We start from the raw sequence: 18,939 nt of genomic DNA, 5'->3' as shown, positions 1-18,939 counted from the left end.
AATGGTGAGCCGCTCAAAGCGGCTAAACGGGGTCGCTAACGCGGCCCCAACTCTTGGCGCCACCGAATCGGTGGCAACTTATCTCCACAGTCCAAGCTGCTCCAATCTTTCGTCTTCCTTCTCTTGATGCCGAATGTGGTTGCGGATTACCTCCTCATCTCGGCCTACGGTCGACACAAAATACCCCCGCGCCCAGAAGCTTTGCCCTGTAAAGTTCCGCTTGTGCTCTGCATAAACCCGAGCCAAGTGAGTCGCACTTTTGCCCTTGATATAGCCAACCACGGTCGACACCGCGTATTTCGGCGGTATCGAGATCATCATGTGGACATGATCGGCCATCAAATGCCCCTCCTCTATCCGGCTCTCCTTGCGCTGCGCCAACCCGCGAAACACCTCTCCGATATGCATCCGCAGCTGACCGTACAACACCTTTCTTCGATTCTTCGGTATGAATACGACGTGGTACTTGCAGTCCCACTTCGTGTGGTTTAGGCTTTCTATCTTGTCCATCCAGTTTTTTCCTTTCGTTTGCTTGGCGGCTCACGATTAGAAGTTTCTGCGATGGACACCCATACCCACGCAAACGTCAAACTCCTACTGTCACCCCGGCAAAGCTGGGGGATTACCTATTGGATCTACAAAAGCGGTGCAACCAGTGAATTAAGTTCGACAAGAATGCGGTGCGAGAGAACCCTATCAACAAAAACATTAAGCCACTTGACGCATACTGTGTGTGAGTTTTTTCCGCTGAAATTGTAAATGTCATTCAAGAATTTTTCTTCATCGAACCCGATCGCAATCGAGCTGTTTGTTCCCTTGGCCTTAAATTTTATGATCCGTTCATGGGTGCAGTAGCCCGTCAGAATGCCTACGCCACCATCATCTTTTTCCTCAGTTGTTTTGGCTTTGGCGCGAGCCAAATCGGGCCCAATTTTGAGCGTCTTTCTTGATTCAGCAGAAACCACTGAACAAGTGAATGGAAGCTGCTTCCCCGGGATTTCCTGACGCGCTTTTCTGGCAGCCTCGACCAGGGCCCAGGCTTTTTTTTCCACTTCTCCTTCTAGGCTCGGCTTGGCGTAGTCCCACAGACGTTGATCCTTTAATTGGTCAACACATTGTTGAATGGTGTCTATCAGCTGCTCGTGACCAATAATTCCACGCACCTCATTACTCAAGGAAAACTGCGCCGCCGGGCAGAGTCGATCTTTACCGACGATGAAGCCGCTACGAAACATGATATCCGCCTTATTGATAGACAGCATCGTTGGAATTAGTGAACCAATGGCCCGTGCCAAACCATCAAGGGCGGCCCAATTAAGATCACAAAATGCGCCGCTCACATATTTAAGTTCACCCAGAGTGGACTCGTGCACCAGGACCTCCCGATCAACACGCAGAATGACTGCGTTGGCATCGAGCAACTCGTTTGTAGTACGTGATTTTTCAAAGTCGTTCTCCCCCAGTAATGGCTCGCGATTGCCATCCCCAAATGAATCAAATAGCGGAATATTTTCCTGCTCATTCACCTTGAACTTGAACTCAGACGAACTTTTATTGTGATCATGAAGTCTGCCTTCATGTGCAGCCAGCCTTAGTGAGACAGGCAGCCGACCATTGTCGACATCGGGGTTTTGAGGATCCATATTCACGTGCTCCAGGTGGTTTAAATAGCGGCCGTGCTTCACATTGGTAAACCAAAGGCGTGGAGTTCGATTTGTCAACCCCATACAACCCCGGAAACTTCTGAGTAACTCAGCCCGGCAACTGAGATAATTTTCACCACCTGAACCTCAAAACCGTCCGAGCAAATGCCCTATTAGGGTCACTTGCTCGGATATCTTGTCCCATCCTTTAGAAATATGTTGCCCGAGACTCTTGAATCCCAATCTGTTGCGATTTTGTCGTCCGATGCCTGATTTACAAACGCCTGTTGATGCGCTTGGCCAGCCGTCAGGACGGGCGCTTTGGCCTGGCGTTGCATTTAATCCAAAACAAAGGCTCTTGATGCCCTCAAGTGGACTTCTACACGATAAGGTCGCGGCCTCTCCTGCGAACCTGCGTCTACTCAGGAATTCACGAATGTCCCATTACGTTTGCCGGCAATATTGGCGGCGGAGCTCCCGGTTGTTGCAAACATTTCTCGCCGTTGTTGGCGTCACCAACGACTGTTTCACATCAGGAATCGGTGGGGCGAGTCGCGTAACCAAGACCAGCCAAGCGTGTAGCGCTCACGCCCGGCACCAGCCATAAATTGCCGCGTCGGGGCCGACGCATAAAATACGTGGGTATTCCGGGAGACCGTGACCGGTGATTCCGGCGGATCTTGACCGACGATTCTGGTTTGTCGTGAACACTGATTCCGGTCGATCGTGACCGATTTGGGGGGTTAACCGGAATGACCGGTCACGACGCCGGAATGTTCGGTCACGATACCGGAATCGTCTAACGCAGCGTGTGATGTTGCGCATATTTCGATAACCCGTGCGGGTAGCCTCTTCGGCTTTGCTGGAGTGGGCATGCCCGATACCCGAAGGATCAATATGCGCAAGATACGGGACGTCCTACGTCTCAAACTTGAAGCCCAGCTTTCCCACGAGCGAACCGCCGCCGCGCTGCACATCTCCAAAGGCGTGGTCACCAAATACGCCAGCCTGGCGAATGCGGCTGGCCTTGACTGGGCGCAAATTCAGGCACTCGATGACACCGCACTGCACAACCGCTTGCTGGGCACGCCCCAGCGTGCCAGCGGTTTCGTGCAGCCGGACTATGGCCGCATTCACCAGGAGTTGCGATGCAAAGGCATGACGCTGATGCTGCTTTGGGAGGAACATGGCGCTCAGCATTCAGGCCAAACCACCCACAGTTACTCCCAGTTTTGCGAGAACTACCGCCGCTATGCCAAGAGCCTTAAACGCTCCATGCGCCAGATCCACCGCGCCGGTGAGAAGCTGTTCATCGATTACGCCGGTCCCACGGTTGAACTGACCGATGGCAGTCGCGCCCATATCTTTGTCGCCGCTCTGGGCGCATCGAGCTACACCTATGCCTGCGCCACACCTCGCGAGACCATGGCCGATTGGCTGGGTGCGACGGCCCAGGCCCTGCGCTTCTTTGGCGGGGTGCCGCAGCTCATCGTGCCCGACAACCCCAAGGCACTGATTGCCAATGCGGATCGGTACGAGCCCAGAGCCAATGAAACGGTGCATGACTTTGGACGGCACTATGGAACCTCGTTCCTGCCAGCGCGTCCCTACCACCCGCAAGACAAAGGCAAGGTGGAATCGGCCGTGCAGGTGGTGGAGCGCTGGATACTGATGCGGCTACGCCACCAGCGGTTTGCCACGGTCGATGAAGTCAATGAGGCCATTGTGCCGCTCTTGGAACAACTCAATGCCAAGGCGTTTCAGAAGCTGCCGGGAAGTCGCGCCAGTGCATTTGCACAGCTCGATGCCCCAGCACTGCAGCCCTTGCCGGCGCAAACCTGGGAGTTGGCCGTTTACAGATCAGTTCGAGTGCACATTGATCAGCACGTTGAATTTGAAGGGCACCGTTACAGCGTCCCGCAGTCGCTGGTCGGTCAAGTGCTGGAGGCGCGCGTGACGGCACGCACGGTGGAATTGCTGCACCGGGGGCAACGTGTGGCGTCCCACCTGCGCTGCGCGCACAAGGGTGGTTTCACCACGGTGCCCGAACACTTGTCCGCAGCGCACCGAGCTCATCTGGAATGGACGCCAGAGAGGCTGATCCACTGGGGCAACAGCATTGGCGTGGCCACCGGCGCGTTGGTGGCACGCCTGCTGGAAACACGCAAACACCCCGAGCACGGCTACCGGGCCTGTCTGGGCTTGCTGGCATTGGCCAAACGCTTTACCAGGCCACGGCTGGAGGCTGCCTGTGTAGTGGCGTTGGAGTTGGGCACCACCAACAGCACCCATGTGCGCGACATCCTGGTTAACGGGCGTGATCAGGTGCCGCCCACCCAGCCTGAGTGGACCAGTCCGCAGCATGTGCATGTGCGCGGCCCTGGCTACTACCAATGACAACAGCAACAAACGACACGACCACAGGAATCCCCATGATGATGAACACGACGATTGAACAACTGCGCGGTCTGCGCCTGGCCGGCATGGCCTCGGGATTGGAAGAGCAACTCTCCCAGGCTGGCATGACAGCCATCAGCTTTGAGGAGCGCATTGCGCTGCTGGTGGACCGTGAAGTTCACTGGCGCAATGACAAACGCCAGACCCGACTGCTCAAAGATGCCAAGTTGAAGTACGGCCAGGCCAGCATCGAGGATTTGGACACCCGCGCCGGGCGCGGTCTGGATCGCAAGGCGGTGATGAGCCTGGCATTGGGTGACTGGATTGAGAGTGGCCACAGTGTGTTGATCACTGGCCCCACTGGGGCGGGTAAGTCCTGGCTGGCCTGTGCACTGGCCCAGTACGCCTGCCGCCGGGGGCACTCTGCGTATTACCAACGGGTGCCCCGGCTGAGTGAAGAGCTGCGCATTCGCCATGGCAACGGGACCTTTGGCAAGTGGTTGATTCAGTTGGCCAGGACGGATGTGTTGCTGCTCGACGATTGGGGCATGGCCGGGATCGACCGCCAGACCCGTGCTGACTTGCTGGAGATCATCGATGACCGGGCCGCCAATAAGGCCACCATCATCACCAGTCAATTACCGATTGAGCATTGGCATGCCTGGGTGGGTGATGCCACCATTGCCGATGCCATTCTGGATCGCGTGATGCAAAGGAATCACCGTTTCACCCTGACGGGCGAGTCCCTCCGCCAGAAACCAAAATCAAGCAAAAAGGAGGTCAATCCAGAACCATCGTGACCGAGACCCCTACAATTTAGATGCGCAACACCGCACGCTGCGCCACCGGTCACGATCGACCGGAATCAGCGGTCACTATCGCCGGAATACGCAATACGGGCCCTGAGTTCGTTGCCTTGCCTGTTCGGTGCCTACCCCAAGTCCAGCTGTATAGAAGCAAGCAGCACAACGTTCGTTTTCCCATTTCTCTGTCAAGGATCCCCCCGATGTCACTTTCCAGCGCCACCCTCACCGCCATTCAAAAAGTTGGCGCCGCCGCCTTTGCTGCCGATCAAAAGCTCAGAAAAGATGTCACTCTCTATGCTGAGCGCGTCAATGCCGCGGTGACCCGGACTCCGTACGACCTGGGCAACGACACCCTGATCGAGAACTGGAAAATGATGGCGCGATTGTCGCAAACGCTGGTGGGTATCGAAGAAGAACTCAAGAAAGTTTTCCAGGTCGCATCGGAATTGGCCGACGCCGAGCCCGCCGACGTGGGCGAGACACCTGTGCTGGTGGCGCCAAGGCGCAGCGGCCGCCAGGGTGCGGCCAAACCGGTTGAGGTCACGCCTGCGACGGTGAAGGTCAGCGCAAAGGAGAAAGTAGCCAAGCCGGTGAGAACTACAGGAACCGCAGCCAAGACTCCCGCCCACCAAGACATGGCGAATCCGGCTGATTTGGCACCTACCGATGTAGTGCTCAAGTCAAATAAAAAGGCGGCGGCGCCCAAAGCCAAGGTGAAAAAGTCCAAGGCGGCGGCGACTTCAGACACAACGACGGTTCTCAGCGGCAACCCTGCCAAACTGTTTTCCTATTTCGAGCGCACCCTGAACGCGAATGAGTTTACGGCAGTAAGCCAGACTGTGGCGGCTCAGGAGACGGGTATTCCCCTGGGTTCCATGACGGCGGCCATCAAGAAGTTGAATGAAATCGAGCGCATCACTACAGATCAAGATGGCAAGCTGAAACTGGCTGTTGCCCAGTCAAATTCGCAGCCGTCACTGGCGCTGTAAGCAGACGCAGATCCCGTACCCGGTGGCGGTTCGGGTCGGCGCTGCGTCAAACGGTGGTTCATGTTGGGCGATCCCGTCTAACCACATGGTCAGCAGTGAGGCAAGCGTTGTGGCATGCGACATGATTCCGGTGGAGCCATGGCGCAGACGAGGCTATAAAAAATGAAGAATATTGGCGACAATACGCTGCCGGTGAAATATCTAAACCAGTTAAATGAAAAAGGAAATTTAAAATGGCAACTGCGAAAAAAACAGCCCCAAAGGCTGCGGCAATTCCAAAGAAGGTAACGGCTCCTGCGCAAGCGGTGAAACCCGTAGCCAAGGCATCGGCAACGAAGGCTCCCGTTTCCAAAACGGCCAAGGCCACTGCAAAACTTAGCGCAAGCATCGCGAAGCTGACCGAACGCAAAGACAAGATCAATGCAGAAATCAAAGACCTGCGTGATCAACGTACTGCGCTGAAGGTTGTTCCACTGGCTGCTGCGCCCGCAGCGCCGAAGGCAAAGGCAAAGGCAAAGGCAAAGGCAAAGGCAAAGGCAAAGCCGGCTCCTAAAGTCGCAGCGCCAAAGAAGGCGATAAAGCCTGCAGCCAAGAAATAATATTCTTAAGCGACACTGTTGCTTGGCAGAAAAGACCCTTCGGGGTCTTTTCTTTTGCCCAAACTAATTACCATCCCTGAAGTCACTTAGAAAATTCCGGCGCAGTTCGAATTTGAAACCGACGGCCTGCTTCACCAACTTGTCCAACACGAAAGAGCGCTGAACGGCAAGCCTACTGGGCGCGCCTTCCTGGCGCCCGGCGAAAGCGCGCGCATGTCGCATTACATCGCAAAGCGCTTAACCCAGGTCACCGGCGCCCACTGGACGAAGGCACCATCGCCATGCAGGCGAGAATATTTGCGCTTGCCCCTTAAATTCGACACCAAATCGCCCACTTGTCGAATTTAGCTCTGAGCCATGCACGACCTAGCCAGTGCATGGCGGCGCTCCAGCACCGAAGTTGATGTACTGGCCTGCCTGCGCCTGATGGCCGCGACAATCACCTGCCGCCATTCCACGTTGCAGTTCACCAACTGGCCGACCAGTCGATCAATTCCGTCGGGTGTTGCCCAGAGGTCATCATCGAAGTCGACCGCGAGAACTGGCATGCGCTGGGTCCCAATCCTTGCCAATTGAGTCGTCCCACATAGCGTCTTCAGGTCCAATTAGGTGAGTAACTACTACCTGTTGCAGCTATTCATTTGAATTCGTTGCTTCGTGCCATTTGATCACTATAATTAGTTCACTAATGAACCATTAGGTAACTAATTATGCGCGGCGTACTGAAATTGGCTTCCGTGAAACGCAGCACACCGTCAATGGCAGCGGCCCTACCGAACTTGCCCATGCCCGAAGCGGTCATGGTCCGCTTGGTACGGATACTGGCGTCCACCATGACGGCCTATTTTGACCCGGTGTTTCGCAGTATCGGGCTAACGGAAAGCGTCTTCCACGTACTCTGCCTGCTCATGGCCGCCGATGACGGTCAAGCGTCGCCGGGTGAGTTGACTGAGTTGGTTGGAACAAGCAAAGCCAACATGAGCCGTATCTTGGAGCAGCTGATCAGCGACGGTTTGGTTTCCCGAACCCTGGAGTCGATGGATGCGAGGAGACACGTTATTCGGATCACCCCGAAAGGTCGAAAAATTGCTTCTGAAGCGGTTCCGAAAATGATGGAGCCGTTGTTGAAGGCCTTCTCAGGACTGACTCCCCAAGAATTCATCACGCTCAACGCACTCATGCAAAAGGCGATCCTCTCCCTGGATACCGGAGGCATCACGCTGCAGGCCGATGAATAGTCCAGCACTTAACCAACAGGCTAAAAATTTCTTGCCACTAAATAGGAGTAACGACGATGGATAAACGGACAAGTCTCAATTACGAAATGATCAGTGCGTGGTGTGGACCACTGTTTGTGTTGATCTTTGTGATGTCATTTGGGGTTTTGGGGCACAACTTGCCTGGCCCCGTTTCGCCGACATTGAGTCCGGCGGAGATTGGAGCCCACTATGTGCGCAACCTTTCTGACTTGCGCCTTGGATGGGTCATCAGCCTGGTATTCATTTCTCTCTACCTGCCGTGGTCGGCGCAAATCAGCGAGCATATGAGGCATATCGAAAAGCACTCGCGAGTGATGACCTACCTGCAGTTGATCACCGGGGCACTGACAGTCTTCGTTGTCAGTTTCGGCATGCTGTGTTGGGCCGTCGCATGCTTTCGCCCGGAGCGTGACCCCGCCATTATTCAAACCCTCCACGATATCGGTTGGGAGTCGCTTGAACTGCAATGGGCCATCACAACGGTACAGATGTTCGCCATGGCATTGGTCGGTCTCGCCGACAAGAGGGAAACGCCGCTGTTCCCGCGTTGGGTCTGCTTTCTGAGTATCTGGTGCGGACTGAGCTTTGTGCCCGCAAGCCTGACACTGTATTTCAAGACCGGGCCGTTTGCCTGGAATGGACTCGTGGGCTTCTACATTCCGTATGCAGCCTGGCTGGTGTGGTGCCTCGTGGCTTCGTACTTCATGATTAAAGACATTCGCCGTCGCATGTCGAAAGCTGACATCCAGGCTGGCTAACTTGATCTCTGGCCGACCCTGGATGTTCAGGGCGGCCAGAGATCCCCAGGCGCCGAATCAGGGCCTCAGCCCTGGCGTACCTCGGACTGAATGTCCTCGTCCCAGTTCGCCTGGTCCAGTCGGGGCAGGCCCGCGTAATGCTTGGCGAATACCTGTAGCAGGTCGTCGCGTGGCACGTCATCGAATTCGCCGTGCATCGTGACATATTCCATGTGGCGCTGCCCATCCAGATCGAAGGGGTGGTAAATCGAATCGCCGGTGCCGTCAAATTCCAGCGGATGCAGTCGCATTTTGTGGCACAGCGCCAAATTGAAAGCGGGCGTCGCTTTCAGCCACTTGCCGTCCAGGTGAATAGCGGTGTAGCCGTGGCGATAAAACATGTCGGTCCCCATGGCCTCGCGCAGCCGTGGGGTCGAGAGGTGGTTGCGTACATCAGCCAGGCCGAGCCGGGCCGGCACGCCGACAACGCGGCAGGCCGCAGCCAGCAGCACTGCCTTGGGGATGCACCAGCCGTAGCCGTCCGACAGGACGCGGCTGGCCTTCAAACCCTCAACCGACAAGTCCACCTTGTACGGGTCATAGCGAAAGTCATCCCGCACCGCGTAGTACAGCTTGACGGCGCGTTCACGCGCTGTACGGGTGCCCGCCGTTGCGGCTCTGGCAAAGGCGATCACGGCAGGATGGTCAGCATCCACCATGACACTGGGGCGTAGGGCGCCTTCGATTTCATTATTCATCTATTTCTCGTCTCTGTGTTTTCATACGCGATGGAGCACCACCGCTACTTTCAGTATTGCGCGTGAAGTCAACTTGTTCGGAAAAACAAAAGACAGCTTGCGGGTCATTGCGTCAAGTGCAACAAAAGCAGAACGTATTCATCCCTGCAACAAGTAATTATCCGTACTACGCAACCATTGCAAATAGTAATCATGCATACCATATAGATAAGTATATACTCCTATTGTTGATCGTAACTGGTGGTTTTAGCATTCCACCTAGAAAAGTGAACTCACAAATAACTCCCCCGTAAACTTGGCGGCGGCACCCCGCATTGTTGCAAGAGTCTCTCCCAATTGTTGGCGCCACGAACTAGCATTTCAGGTAAAAAATGGCGGCACCAGTAGCGTGCCAAGGACAGGCTCCGAGAGTTGCATTGCGCCCAGCACCCGACATAAATTGCGCGGTCGGGGCTGGCGCATAACGCACAGGCACTGAGTTCGTTGCCGTGCCTGTTCGACTCCTACCCCAAGTCCAGCTGCATTAATGCAAATCACACAACAATCGTTTTCCCATTTCTCTGTCAAAAGATCCCCCCGATGTCACTCTCTAGCATGCTTCGCACCCCCTGCGGGACCGACCGCAGCCCTCGCGCCAAGCGCTGTTCCCAACTGGAGAAGATAAGTATGGATATTTTGTCCCCCACGATCACCAACCTGATCATCTTCGTGCTGGCCATTTACGTGGGTTACCACGTCGTGTGGACCGTCACGCCGGCCCTGCACACGCCCTTGATGGCCGTGACCAACGCCATCTCGGCCATCGTCATCGTCGGCGCCATGCTGGCCGCCGCGCTGACCGAGACCACCCTGGGCAAGAGCATGGGCGTGCTGGCGGTGGCCCTGGCCGCCGTCAATGTGTTCGGCGGCTTCATGGTCACCCGGCGCATGCTGGAAATGTTCAAGAAGAAGGATAAAAAAGTGGCTGTCAAGGAAGGTGCCCAATGAGTTTGAACCTCGTCACCCTGCTGTATCTCTTCGCCAGCGTCTGCTTCATCCAGGCGCTCAAGGGCTTGAGCCACCCCACCACCTCGATCCGCGGCAACCTGTTTGGCATGATCGGCATGGCGGTGGCGATAGTCACCACCGCCGCGCTGATCCTCAAGCTGGCCGACGGCCATCTGGCCGGCATGGCCTGGGTGCTGCTCGGCCTGGTGCTCGGCGGCGGCTACGGTGCTTACCGCGCCAGGACCGTGGAGATGACGCAAATGCCCGAGTTGGTGGCCTTCTTCCACAGCATGATCGGCCTGGCCGCGGTGTTCATCGCCATCGCCGCCGTGGTCGAGCCCTGGGCCTTCGGCATCGTCGCCAAGGGGGCGGCGATTCCGGCTGGCAACCGGCTCGAGCTGGCGCTGGGCGCGGCGATTGGCGCCATCACCTTCAGCGGCTCGGTGATTGCCTTTGGCAAGCTGTCCGGGCGCTACAAGTTCCGCCTGTTCCAGGGCGCGCCGGTGCAGTTCGCCGGCCAGCACCAGATTAACCTGGTGCTGGGACTGCTGATGCTGGGCGCGGTGCTGCTGTTCACCTTCACCGGTGAGCCCACTTACTTTGCCGTGGCCACGCTGCTGGCCTTCGTCATGGGCGTGCTGATCATCATCCCGATCGGCGGCGCCGACATGCCGGTGGTCGTCAGCATGCTGAACAGCTACTCCGGCTGGGCCGCCGCCGGCATTGGCTTCAGCCTGAACAACGCCATGCTGATCGTGGCCGGCTCCTTGGTCGGCTCCTCCGGCGCGATCCTGAGCTACATCATGTGCAAGGCCATGAACCGCTCCTTCTTCAATGTGATCCTGGGCGGCTTCGGCGGCGAGGCCAGCACGGCAGTCGCCGGCGCGGCGGTGCAGCGCGCGGTGAAGAGCGGCAGCGCCGACGATGCCGCTTTTGTGCTGGGCAATGCCGAGACGGTGGTGATCGTGCCCGGCTACGGCCTGGCGGTGGCGCGGGCCCAGCATGCGGTCAAGGAGCTGGCGCAGAAGCTCACCGACAAGGGCATCACCGTCAAGTACGCGATCCACCCGGTGGCCGGTCGCATGCCGGGCCACATGAACGTGTTGCTGGCCGAGGCCGAGGTGCCCTACGACCAGGTGTTCGAGATGGAAGACATCAACGGCGAGTTCGGCCAGGTCGATGTGGCCATCATCCTGGGCGCCAACGATGTGGTCAATCCGGCCGCGCATGTGAAGGGCAGTGCCATCTACGGCATGCCGATTCTGGAGGCCTACAAGGCCAAGACCATCATCGTCAACAAGCGCTCCATGGCTGCCGGTTACGCCGGTCTCGACAACGAGCTGTTCTACCTGGACAAGACCATGATGGTGTTCGGTGATGCCAAGAAAGTCGTGGAAGACATGGGCAAGGCGATCGAATGATTTAGAGGCGCCACCGTCCATTCGCATGATTCAAGAAAAGCAACAAGCTCAAACGAGATGCTATGGATGCCTCCCTCCTTACGGGGCAGGAAACTGGAGCGCTGAGATGAACAGCCGTCTATCAGGAAGAAAAGCCCGAGTAATCGAGGCGGATCCTCTGATGGATACGGCATCAAAGTGCCCAAGGCGTGATAGACCACGGTCTTCACAAACACCATAGAGGATCCGCCATGAATCGTAATACAGGAATGAACGCCGGACAAATCATCGGCACCATGAACGGGCAACAAGTTGTTGGCCTGGACATAGCCAAACACGTGTTTCAGATGCACACGGTGGACATGGGGACGGGAGAAATAGTCAACATGCAGATCAAGCACGCCCGTGTGCTGGCGCACTTTGTGAACAAGCCGACTTGCCTGATCGCCATGGAGGCCTGTGGTGGCGCGCACCACTGGGCACGCGAACTCACGGCGCTGGGCCACAGCGTGCGCCTGCTGCACGCCAAGGCCGTCCGTCCGTTCGTCTCAGGCAACAAGACCGATGCGACTGACGCGCGAGCCATCTGGCTGGCCGTACAACAGCCCGGCGTCAAGTTTGTGGGCATCAAAACGGCGGCTCAGCAAGCCACACTGACGCTGCACCGCCAGCGCGAACTCCTGATGAAGATGCGCACCATGCAGACCAACGCACTGCGCGGGCTGCTGTACGAATTCGGTGCCACCTTTGCCAAGGGGCGCAAGGCATTATTCAAAGAGGTGGAACAAGCGCTGGAGGACCTTTGCGCACAGTTGCCACAAATGGTCAAGGATAGCTTGCACGAGCAAGTGGCGCGCATCAAGGCGTTGAGCCAAGACATGCAGGCCATAGAGAAGCGACTGGCACTGCAGCTCAAGACAGACCCGCAAATGCAGCGCATCAATCAGATCCCTGGCGTGGGCCTGCTCACGGCGACAGCGGCCATTGCCACCATGGGAGAGGCCAGCGCCTTCAAGTCGGGCCGGGAGTTCTGCGCCTGGCTGGGGCTGGTGCCAACGCAAACCGGCAGCGGCGGCAAAGTGCGACTGGGGGCATCTCCAAGCGCGGCGACACCTACTTGCGCACCTTGCTGATTCACGGCGCCCGAAGTGTGCTGACCCACGCCAAGGAGCCGGGCGCATGGCTTGATCAAATCAAGCAGCGTCGCCCGGCCAATGTGGTGATCGTGGCGCAGGCGGCCAAGATGGCCAGAACGATTTGGGCGGTAACGGCCAAACAGCAGGATTTCCAACGGGGCTTTCAAAGCGTCAGGCCGCAAGCGGCATGACAGCAAGAGAGCCCATTCATCAACCAACCCAAACGAAAGGATATGGCCAGTCTTTGTAGGGTAGTGAGGCAGTAAGAGTGAAGTGATGTGAAACAGGTCAGACCGGGACAAGCTAAACCTGCATGGTGTGTCGGACATCAACAGTCCGCTCCAGGAGATGAGGCGCTTGTCAGCGGATATGCATCGGGGCCAGCGGGCGAGTCGGGGAAACCAGGCGGACCACGCAATCAAGGCCGGATGTAAGGACGCAGCCGACTTCTTCGCAGAACGACACAAATTCTTCTTGCTATCCGGGAGGCATCCATATAAGACACACCATGACCAACCAGGAAATCTTGGCCCAGTTCGGCCCCCGTGAAGCGATGGAATACGACGTGGTCGTCGTCGGTGGCGGCCCGGGCGGCCTGGCCACCGCCATCCGCCTCAAACAACTGGCGGCTGAAAAAGGTACCGATGTCTCGGTCGTGGTGCTGGAAAAAGGCTCCGAGCCGGGCGCCCACATTCTCTCGGGCGCCATCATGGACCCTATTGCCATGAACGAGCTGTTTCCCGACTGGAAGGCCATGGGTGCACCCTTGAACCAGCCAGTGACCGACGACGCCATGGTGTTTCTCGGTGAAAAAACCGGTTTTCGTACACCCAAGTTTTTTCTGCCCGAATGTTTCCACAACCACGGCAATTACATCGTCAGCCTGGGCGCGGTGACGCGCTGGATGGCGCAGCAGGCTGAAAACCTGGGCGTGGAAATCTTCCCCGGCTTCGCCGCCGCTGAAGTGCTCTACAACGATGACGAATCCGTCAAGGGCGTCGCCACCGGCAACCTCGGCGTCGGCAAGGACGGCGAGCCGGGCGAGAACTTCCAGATCGGCATGGAGCTGCACGGCAAATACACCATCTTTGCCGAAGGCGCGCGCGGCCATCTGGGCAAACAGATTATTGCCAAGTACCAGCTCGACGAGGGCAAAGACCCGCAGACCTATGGCCTGGGCATCAAGGAGTTGTGGGAGATCGACCCGGCCCGCCATCAGCCCGGTTTTGTTATGCACACCGCCGGCTGGCCGATGGACAGCAGCACCTATGGCGGCTCGTTTCTGTACCACATGGAAGACAACAAGGTGGCCCTGGGTTTCATCACCGGGCTGGATTACGCCAACCCTTACCTGAGCCCGTTTGAAGAGTTCCAGCGCTGGAAAACCCATCCCAATATCCGCTATTATTTTGAAGGCCAGGAGCAGGGCCTCAAACCCGCCAAACGCCTGGGTTACGGCGCCCGCGCCATCACCGCCGGCGGCCTGCTGTCCCTGCCAAAAACCGTGTTCCCCGGTGGTGCCCTGGTCGGCTGCGACGCCGGCTATCTGAACGTGAGCCGCATCAAGGGCAGCCACACCGCCATCAAGACCGGCATGCTGGCGGCCGAGGCAGCGTATGAAGCGGTCATCGGCGGACGTCAACATGACGAATTGAGCGCCTACCCGCAGGCCTTCGAAAAAAGCTGGCTCTACACCGAACTCAACAAATCACGCAACTTCAAGGCCTGGTTCAAAAAAGGCCTGACCGTGGGCACCTTGATGACCGGCGTGGAGCAGTACGTCCTGAAAGGCAACGTGCCCTGGACGTTGCGGCGCGACAAGCCGGACCACGCTTACCTGAAGCCAGCCGCCGAATGCCAGCCGATCGCCTACCCGAAACCGGACGGCAAGCTCACCTTTGACCGGCTCAGCAGCGTGTTCATCAGCAACACCAACCACGAAGAACAGCAGCCGGCGCATCTGACGCTCAAGGACGCCTCGATTCCGGTAGCGATCAATCTGGCGAAATACGCCGGCCCGGAAGCGCGTTATTGCCCGACCGGGGTCTACGAGTTTGTCAAGAACGAAGACAACACGGATCGCCTGCAGATCAACGCGCAGAACTGCGTGCATTGCAAGACCTGCGACATCAAGGACCCGACCCAGAACATCGTCTGGGTCACGCCCGAGGGCGGGGGTGGACCGAACTACGCGGGGATGTAGGGTACGGGCGGATTCACGCAGCCAACCAAAAGTTTCAGCATCGATAACACCTGTTCATGGTGCATCCGCTGCGGCTGATAGTCAAGACGGAACTACTTTAGAAAGATCAATCAATCCAGCCTGAGTTCAGCGACAGGCTTAGAATTTTCGCAGGGATTGAAATTCGCAACTTGAAGCGTGTGGGTCAGTTATTCACCCACTTTTAGTCCAGGAAAGTCCTCCTCGAAATACTCATATTCGCCACGCGTTGCATTGGCTCGTCGTTCAAGCTCCTGCGCCCGTAATTGCACGCGACGAATCTTGCCAGAGAGTGTCTTGGGCAATTCAGCGACGAACTCAATCCGCCGCACCCGTTTGTAAGGGGCCAGATGGGAGCGCGCAAACGCAAAGATCGCCTCGGCCAGTTCCGGGCCAGGCATGGCGTCCGCCGTCAGGATTAGGTAGGCCTTGGGCACGGCCAGACGAACCGGGTCAGGGCTGGGCACCACGGCCACTTCGGCCACCGATTCGTGCTCGATCAGTGCGCTTTCCAGCTCAAAGGGACTGATGCGGTAGTCGGAGGCTTTGAACACGTCATCAGCGCGACCCACAAACGTGATGTAGCCATCGGCACTGCGCGCGGCCGTGTCACCCGTGTGGTAGTGCCCATCACGCATCGCCTCCTCGGTTTTCTCCGCGCTGTCCTGATAGCCCACCATCAGGCCCAGCGGACGCGGTGACAGCACCAGACAGACCTCTCCTTCATCTGCCTCATGGCCATCGGCGTCCAGCAGCGCGATGCGGTAGCCGGGCAGCGGGCGCCCCATGGAACCCGGCTTGAGCAGTTGGCCGGGCGTGTTGCCGATCTGCGCCGTGGTCTCCGTTTGACCGAAGCCATCGCGCAGCGTCAAACCCCAGGCCGCGCGCACCTGCTCGATGATCTCCGGATTCAACGGCTCGCCGGCACCGATCAGTTCCCGCAGGCTCAAACGGCCCCGGTAGGCCGCCAAGTCTTCCTGGATCAACATCCGCCAGACCGTCGGCGGCGCGCACAGGCTGGTAACACAATGCTTCGCCAGCACCGACAGCATGCCCTGGGCGTCGAAGCGGCCGTAGTTGTAGATAAAGATGCAGGCACCCGCGTTCCACGGCGCGAAAAAGCAAGACCAGGCATGCTTGGCCCAACCTGGCGACGAGATATTCAGATGCACATCACCCGGCCGCAGCCCGATCCAGTACATCGTCGAGAGATGGCCCACCGGGTAGCTCTGGTGCGTGTGCAGGACCAGCTTGGGCTTGGACGTTGTGCCGGAGGTGAAGTACAGGAGCAAGGGATCGGTCGCGCGCGTGAGCCCATCAGGGCTGAAGGCCAACGGGACGGCCGCCGCATCCTCAAGGCATTGCCAGCCGGGCTGGCGTGCGCCCACACTGATGCGGGTGAAGTCGCCGGCAAGCGCCGCAAACTTGTGCACCTGCTCACTGGCGACTGCGACATGGCGCACCTCGCCCCGCTCGATCCGGTCACGCAGGTCGTCAGCGGTGAGCAATGCGGTGGCGGGGATCAGAACGGCGCCGAGCTTCATGGCGGCCAACATCAGCTCCCACAGCGCCAGTTCGTTGCCCAGCATCAGCAGAATGCGGTCGCCGCGCTGGACGCCCAGACCGCGCAGGTAGTTGGCGACCTGTGACGAGCGCTCGGCCATCTGCTTGAATGAACGCTTCACTTCGCTGCCGTCCTCGCCAACGATGAGCAGGGCCGGGGCGTCGTTGTCCTGGGCCATCACGTCAAAGTAGTCCAGCGCCCAGTTGAAGTTTTCAAGTTCGGGCCAGCGGAAATCGCGGTAGGCGACCTCATACGCATTGCGGTGCTGCAACAAAAAGTCGCGGGCCTGGATGAACTTCGTGCGGGCGCTGCTTGCGCTTGGGGTGTCAGTGGTCATGTTCATTTGAAGATGTGTGTATGGACGGGGGCTATCTCGCTACGGGTGGCCACGTCGCTAATGGCGGGTTGGCATTCATGCCGCCTCGCTCATCACCGGCTGGGCGTGAATGCGCTGGTGCTCGGCGGTCTTGAGCAAGTCCAGGGCGATGTCCACGATCATGTCCTCCTGTCCACCCACCATGCGCCGACGACCCAATTCGACCAGGATGTCCACGGTCTTGAGGCCATACTTCTTGGCCGCCACTTCCGCGTGCCGCAAGAAGCTGGAATAAACACCGGCATAGCCGAGCGCCAGCGTCTCACGGTCTACGCGCACCGGCCGGTCCTGCAGCGGGCGCACGATATCGTCCGCCGCGTCCATCAGCTTGTACAGGTCGCAGCCATGGTCCCAGCCAAGTCGCCCGGCCGCTGCGATGAACACCTCCAGCGGTGCGTTACCGGCGCCCGCCCCCATGCCGGCCAGGCTGGCATCGACCCGGTCGCACCCCTCTTCTACCGCCACGATGCTGTTGGCCACACCCAGGCTCAGGTTGTGGTGGGCATGCATGCCGGTCTGCGTTTCGGGCTTGAGCACGGCCTTGAAGGCGCGAAAGCGGTCGCGCACGTCGTTCATGCTGAGTGCGCCGCCGGAGTCCACCACGTAGCAGCAGGTGGCGCCGTAGCTTTCCATCAGTTTGGCCTGCTCGGCCAGGCCTTGCGGCGTCTGCATATGGCTCATCATCAGGAAGCCGACCGCCTCCATGCCCAGGTGGCGCGCATATTCGATGTGCTGCCGGGAGATGTCGGCCTCGGTGCAGTGCGTTGCCACGCGAACGATGCGGGCACCGGCGTCGTAGGCGGCACGCAGATCGTGCACGGTGCCAATGCCGGGCAGCAGCAGGGTCGCGATCTTGGCGTGCTTGACCACGCTGGCCACCGCCTCGATCCACTCCACATCGCTGTGGGCGCCGAAACCATAGTTGAAGCTCCCCCCCTGCAAGCCATCGCCATGGGCCACTTCGATGGAATCGACCTTGGCCTCATCCAGGGCGCGGGCGATCTGCATCGCCTGCGCGACGCTGTACTGATGGCGGATGGCATGGCTGCCGTCGCGCAAGGTGACGTCCGAGATATAGATTTTTTCTTTGTTCACGTAATTCTCCTGGGCCTAAACGCTTGGGATCGCCAGCAGCTTTTCAGCGATGCGCTCAGCCGTGCGCAATGCAGCGCTGGTCATGATGTCGAGGTTGCCGGCATAGGCGGGCAAGTAGTGCGCCGCGCCTTCGACTTCCAGGAAAATGGAGGTCTTCAGGCCGCTCATGCGCGGGCCGACACCGGGAATATTGATCGGCTGGCTGGCTTCGATGCGGTCAAACTGCACTTGCTGCTTGAGCCGGTAGCCTGGCACATATTCCTGTACGGCGGCGGCCATGCGCGCGACCGATTCCGCAATCGCGTCTTCATCGACAAACTCGCTGAGCGTGTACACCGTGTCGCGCATGATCAGCGGCGGCTCGGCCGGGTTCAGCACAATGATGGCCTTGCCCTTGGCGGCGCCACCCACCACCTCAATGGCCTTCGAGGTGGTTTCGGTGAATTCATCGATATTGGCACGCGTCCCCGGACCCGCGCTCTTGCTGGAGATGCTGGCCACAATTTCGCCATAGTGCACTTTGGCCACCCGGCTGACGGCGGCCACCATCGGAATGGTGGCCTGGCCACCGCAGGTGACCATATTGACGTTCAGCGCATCCAGGTGCGCCTCGCCATTCACCACCGGAATGCAGTACGGACCGATGGCCGCCGGCGTCAGGTCCACCAGTCGGATGGCGGGTTTGAGGCGGCGCAAAAACGCATCGTTCTTGACGTGGGCAGCGGCACTGGTGGCGTCGAACACGATGTCAATGTCAGCGAAGACCGGCAACTGCGCCAGGCCCTCCACACCGTCATGGGTGATGGCCACGCCCAGGCGAGCAGCACGCGCCAGGCCGTCGGAGGCGGGATCTATGCCGACCATGGCCGCCATCTCGATGTGATTTCCGTGGCGCATGATTTTGATCATCAAATCCGTGCCGATATTGCCGCTGCCAATGATGGCGGCCTTGAGTTTGCGTGTCATGTTCAC

16 protein-coding genes and 1 pseudogene are annotated in these 18,939 nt (G+C 58.5%); 10 read left to right on the top strand and 7 right to left on the bottom strand.

Features of this window, described 5'->3' with window-relative positions; translation table 11 throughout:
* Positions 1 to 78: 78 nt before the first annotated feature.
* Positions 79 to 510: an IS200/IS605 family transposase gene (gene tnpA, locus C5P05_RS14815; RefSeq protein WP_114970623.1), complete on the bottom strand. Its 432-nt coding sequence runs from the start codon at positions 508 to 510 to the stop codon at positions 79 to 81.
* Positions 511 to 635: 125 nt separating this feature from the next.
* Positions 636 to 1,643 carry a hypothetical protein gene (locus tag C5P05_RS14810; protein ID WP_114970622.1) on the bottom strand — a complete coding sequence of 336 codons (1,008 nt, stop codon included), beginning with the start codon at positions 1,641 to 1,643 and terminating at the stop codon, positions 636 to 638.
* Between the two features lie 873 nt (positions 1,644 to 2,516).
* Between C5P05_RS14810 and istA the strand changes: the two genes are divergently transcribed.
* The 4 genes from istA (at position 2,517) to C5P05_RS33710 (ending at position 6,434) form a co-directional block, all read left to right on the top strand.
* Positions 2,517 to 4,040: an IS21 family transposase gene (gene istA, locus C5P05_RS14805; protein ID WP_114970621.1), complete on the top strand. Its 1,524-nt coding sequence runs from the start codon at positions 2,517 to 2,519 to the stop codon at positions 4,038 to 4,040.
* Positions 4,041 to 4,075: 35 nt separating this feature from the next.
* A complete protein-coding gene (istB, locus tag C5P05_RS14800; RefSeq protein ID WP_114970620.1) occupies positions 4,076 to 4,840 on the top strand; it encodes an IS21-like element helper ATPase IstB in 765 nt (254 codons plus the stop codon).
* A gap of 20 nt (positions 4,841 to 4,860) precedes the next feature.
* Positions 4,861 to 5,835: a hypothetical protein gene (locus tag C5P05_RS14795; protein WP_157979337.1), complete on the top strand. Its 975-nt coding sequence runs from the start codon at positions 4,861 to 4,863 to the stop codon at positions 5,833 to 5,835.
* A 233-nt stretch (positions 5,836 to 6,068) separates the two neighbouring features.
* A complete protein-coding gene (locus C5P05_RS33710) occupies positions 6,069 to 6,434 on the top strand; it encodes a histone protein (protein ID WP_157979336.1) in 366 nt (121 codons plus the stop codon).
* A gap of 344 nt (positions 6,435 to 6,778) precedes the next feature.
* Here the strand turns inward: C5P05_RS33710 and C5P05_RS14790 are convergent, their stop codons facing one another.
* Entirely contained in the window at positions 6,779 to 6,982 is a 204-nt protein-coding gene (locus tag C5P05_RS14790) for a hypothetical protein (RefSeq protein WP_157979335.1), read from the bottom strand.
* A 162-nt stretch (positions 6,983 to 7,144) separates the two neighbouring features.
* On the opposite strand from C5P05_RS14790, the gene C5P05_RS14785 reads away from it, so the two are divergent.
* Both C5P05_RS14785 and C5P05_RS14780 read left to right on the top strand, forming a co-directional pair.
* Positions 7,145 to 7,672 carry a MarR family winged helix-turn-helix transcriptional regulator gene (locus C5P05_RS14785; RefSeq protein ID WP_114970617.1) on the top strand — a complete coding sequence of 176 codons (528 nt, stop codon included), beginning with the start codon at positions 7,145 to 7,147 and terminating at the stop codon, positions 7,670 to 7,672.
* A 56-nt stretch (positions 7,673 to 7,728) separates the two neighbouring features.
* The gene (locus C5P05_RS14780; RefSeq protein ID WP_114970616.1) at positions 7,729 to 8,451 is read left to right on the top strand and encodes a hypothetical protein; all 723 of its coding nucleotides are present in this window, start codon (positions 7,729 to 7,731) and stop codon (positions 8,449 to 8,451) included.
* A gap of 65 nt (positions 8,452 to 8,516) precedes the next feature.
* Here the strand turns inward: C5P05_RS14780 and C5P05_RS14775 are convergent, their stop codons facing one another.
* On the bottom strand, positions 8,517 to 9,188 hold the full coding sequence (locus C5P05_RS14775) for a transglutaminase-like domain-containing protein (protein WP_114970615.1): 672 nt from the start codon (positions 9,186 to 9,188) through the stop codon (positions 8,517 to 8,519).
* Between the two features lie 666 nt (positions 9,189 to 9,854).
* Between C5P05_RS14775 and C5P05_RS14770 the strand changes: the two genes are divergently transcribed.
* From C5P05_RS14770 to C5P05_RS14755, 4 genes and pseudogenes are all read left to right on the top strand, one after another.
* On the top strand, positions 9,855 to 10,175 hold the full coding sequence (locus tag C5P05_RS14770; protein ID WP_114969385.1) for an NAD(P) transhydrogenase subunit alpha: 321 nt from the start codon (positions 9,855 to 9,857) through the stop codon (positions 10,173 to 10,175).
* Complete coding sequence (locus C5P05_RS14765; protein WP_114970614.1) at positions 10,172 to 11,596, top strand: NAD(P)(+) transhydrogenase (Re/Si-specific) subunit beta; 1,425 nt, start codon at positions 10,172 to 10,174, stop codon at positions 11,594 to 11,596. Before C5P05_RS14770 ends, C5P05_RS14765 begins: the two co-directional genes overlap by 4 nt.
* A gap of 275 nt (positions 11,597 to 11,871) precedes the next feature.
* Positions 11,872 to 12,902: pseudogene (locus C5P05_RS14760) on the top strand (IS110 family transposase).
* A gap of 317 nt (positions 12,903 to 13,219) precedes the next feature.
* Positions 13,220 to 14,914 carry an electron transfer flavoprotein-ubiquinone oxidoreductase gene (locus C5P05_RS14755; RefSeq protein ID WP_114970613.1) on the top strand — a complete coding sequence of 565 codons (1,695 nt, stop codon included), beginning with the start codon at positions 13,220 to 13,222 and terminating at the stop codon, positions 14,912 to 14,914.
* Between the two features lie 188 nt (positions 14,915 to 15,102).
* Here the strand turns inward: C5P05_RS14755 and C5P05_RS14750 are convergent, their stop codons facing one another.
* From C5P05_RS14750 to C5P05_RS14740, 3 genes are all read right to left on the bottom strand, one after another.
* The gene (locus C5P05_RS14750) at positions 15,103 to 16,833 is read right to left on the bottom strand and encodes an AMP-binding protein (protein ID WP_114970612.1); all 1,731 of its coding nucleotides are present in this window, start codon (positions 16,831 to 16,833) and stop codon (positions 15,103 to 15,105) included.
* A gap of 75 nt (positions 16,834 to 16,908) precedes the next feature.
* Positions 16,909 to 17,967, bottom strand: a complete 1,059-nt coding sequence (dmpG, locus tag C5P05_RS14745; RefSeq protein WP_114970611.1) for a 4-hydroxy-2-oxovalerate aldolase — start codon at positions 17,965 to 17,967, stop codon at positions 16,909 to 16,911.
* Between the two features lie 15 nt (positions 17,968 to 17,982).
* Positions 17,983 to 18,933, bottom strand: a complete 951-nt coding sequence (locus C5P05_RS14740; protein ID WP_114970610.1) for an acetaldehyde dehydrogenase (acetylating) — start codon at positions 18,931 to 18,933, stop codon at positions 17,983 to 17,985.
* Between the last annotated feature and the right edge of the window lie 6 nt (positions 18,934 to 18,939).

Origin of the sequence: Rhodoferax ferrireducens (genome assembly GCF_003347515.1) — a bacterium.
Lineage (GTDB): Bacteria > Pseudomonadota > Gammaproteobacteria > Burkholderiales > Burkholderiaceae_C > Rhodoferax.
The sequence above is the reverse complement of the archived record's forward strand: the minus strand, read 5'-3'. Positions and strand labels throughout refer to the sequence as shown.

What these genes read in the sequence shown, in the direction of transcription:
- tnpA (WP_114970623.1), bottom strand. Translation starts at nt 510, where the DNA reads ATGGACAAGATAGAAAGCCTAAACCACACGAAGTGGGACTGCAAGTAC.
- C5P05_RS14810 (WP_114970622.1), bottom strand. Translation starts at nt 1,643, where the DNA reads ATGGATCCTCAAAACCCCGATGTCGACAATGGTCGGCTGCCTGTCTCA.
- istA (WP_114970621.1), top strand. Translation starts at nt 2,517, where the DNA reads ATGCCCGATACCCGAAGGATCAATATGCGCAAGATACGGGACGTCCTA.
- istB (WP_114970620.1), top strand. Translation starts at nt 4,076, where the DNA reads ATGATGATGAACACGACGATTGAACAACTGCGCGGTCTGCGCCTGGCC.
- C5P05_RS14795 (WP_157979337.1), top strand. Translation starts at nt 4,861, where the DNA reads ATGCGCAACACCGCACGCTGCGCCACCGGTCACGATCGACCGGAATCA.
- C5P05_RS33710 (WP_157979336.1), top strand. Translation starts at nt 6,069, where the DNA reads ATGGCAACTGCGAAAAAAACAGCCCCAAAGGCTGCGGCAATTCCAAAG.
- C5P05_RS14790 (WP_157979335.1), bottom strand. Translation starts at nt 6,982, where the DNA reads ATGCCAGTTCTCGCGGTCGACTTCGATGATGACCTCTGGGCAACACCC.
- C5P05_RS14785 (WP_114970617.1), top strand. Translation starts at nt 7,145, where the DNA reads ATGCGCGGCGTACTGAAATTGGCTTCCGTGAAACGCAGCACACCGTCA.
- C5P05_RS14780 (WP_114970616.1), top strand. Translation starts at nt 7,729, where the DNA reads ATGGATAAACGGACAAGTCTCAATTACGAAATGATCAGTGCGTGGTGT.
- C5P05_RS14775 (WP_114970615.1), bottom strand. Translation starts at nt 9,188, where the DNA reads ATGAATAATGAAATCGAAGGCGCCCTACGCCCCAGTGTCATGGTGGAT.
- C5P05_RS14770 (WP_114969385.1), top strand. Translation starts at nt 9,855, where the DNA reads ATGGATATTTTGTCCCCCACGATCACCAACCTGATCATCTTCGTGCTG.
- C5P05_RS14765 (WP_114970614.1), top strand. Translation starts at nt 10,172, where the DNA reads ATGAGTTTGAACCTCGTCACCCTGCTGTATCTCTTCGCCAGCGTCTGC.
- C5P05_RS14755 (WP_114970613.1), top strand. Translation starts at nt 13,220, where the DNA reads ATGACCAACCAGGAAATCTTGGCCCAGTTCGGCCCCCGTGAAGCGATG.
- C5P05_RS14750 (WP_114970612.1), bottom strand. Translation starts at nt 16,833, where the DNA reads ATGACCACTGACACCCCAAGCGCAAGCAGCGCCCGCACGAAGTTCATC.
- C5P05_RS14740 (WP_114970610.1), bottom strand. Translation starts at nt 18,933, where the DNA reads ATGACACGCAAACTCAAGGCCGCCATCATTGGCAGCGGCAATATCGGC.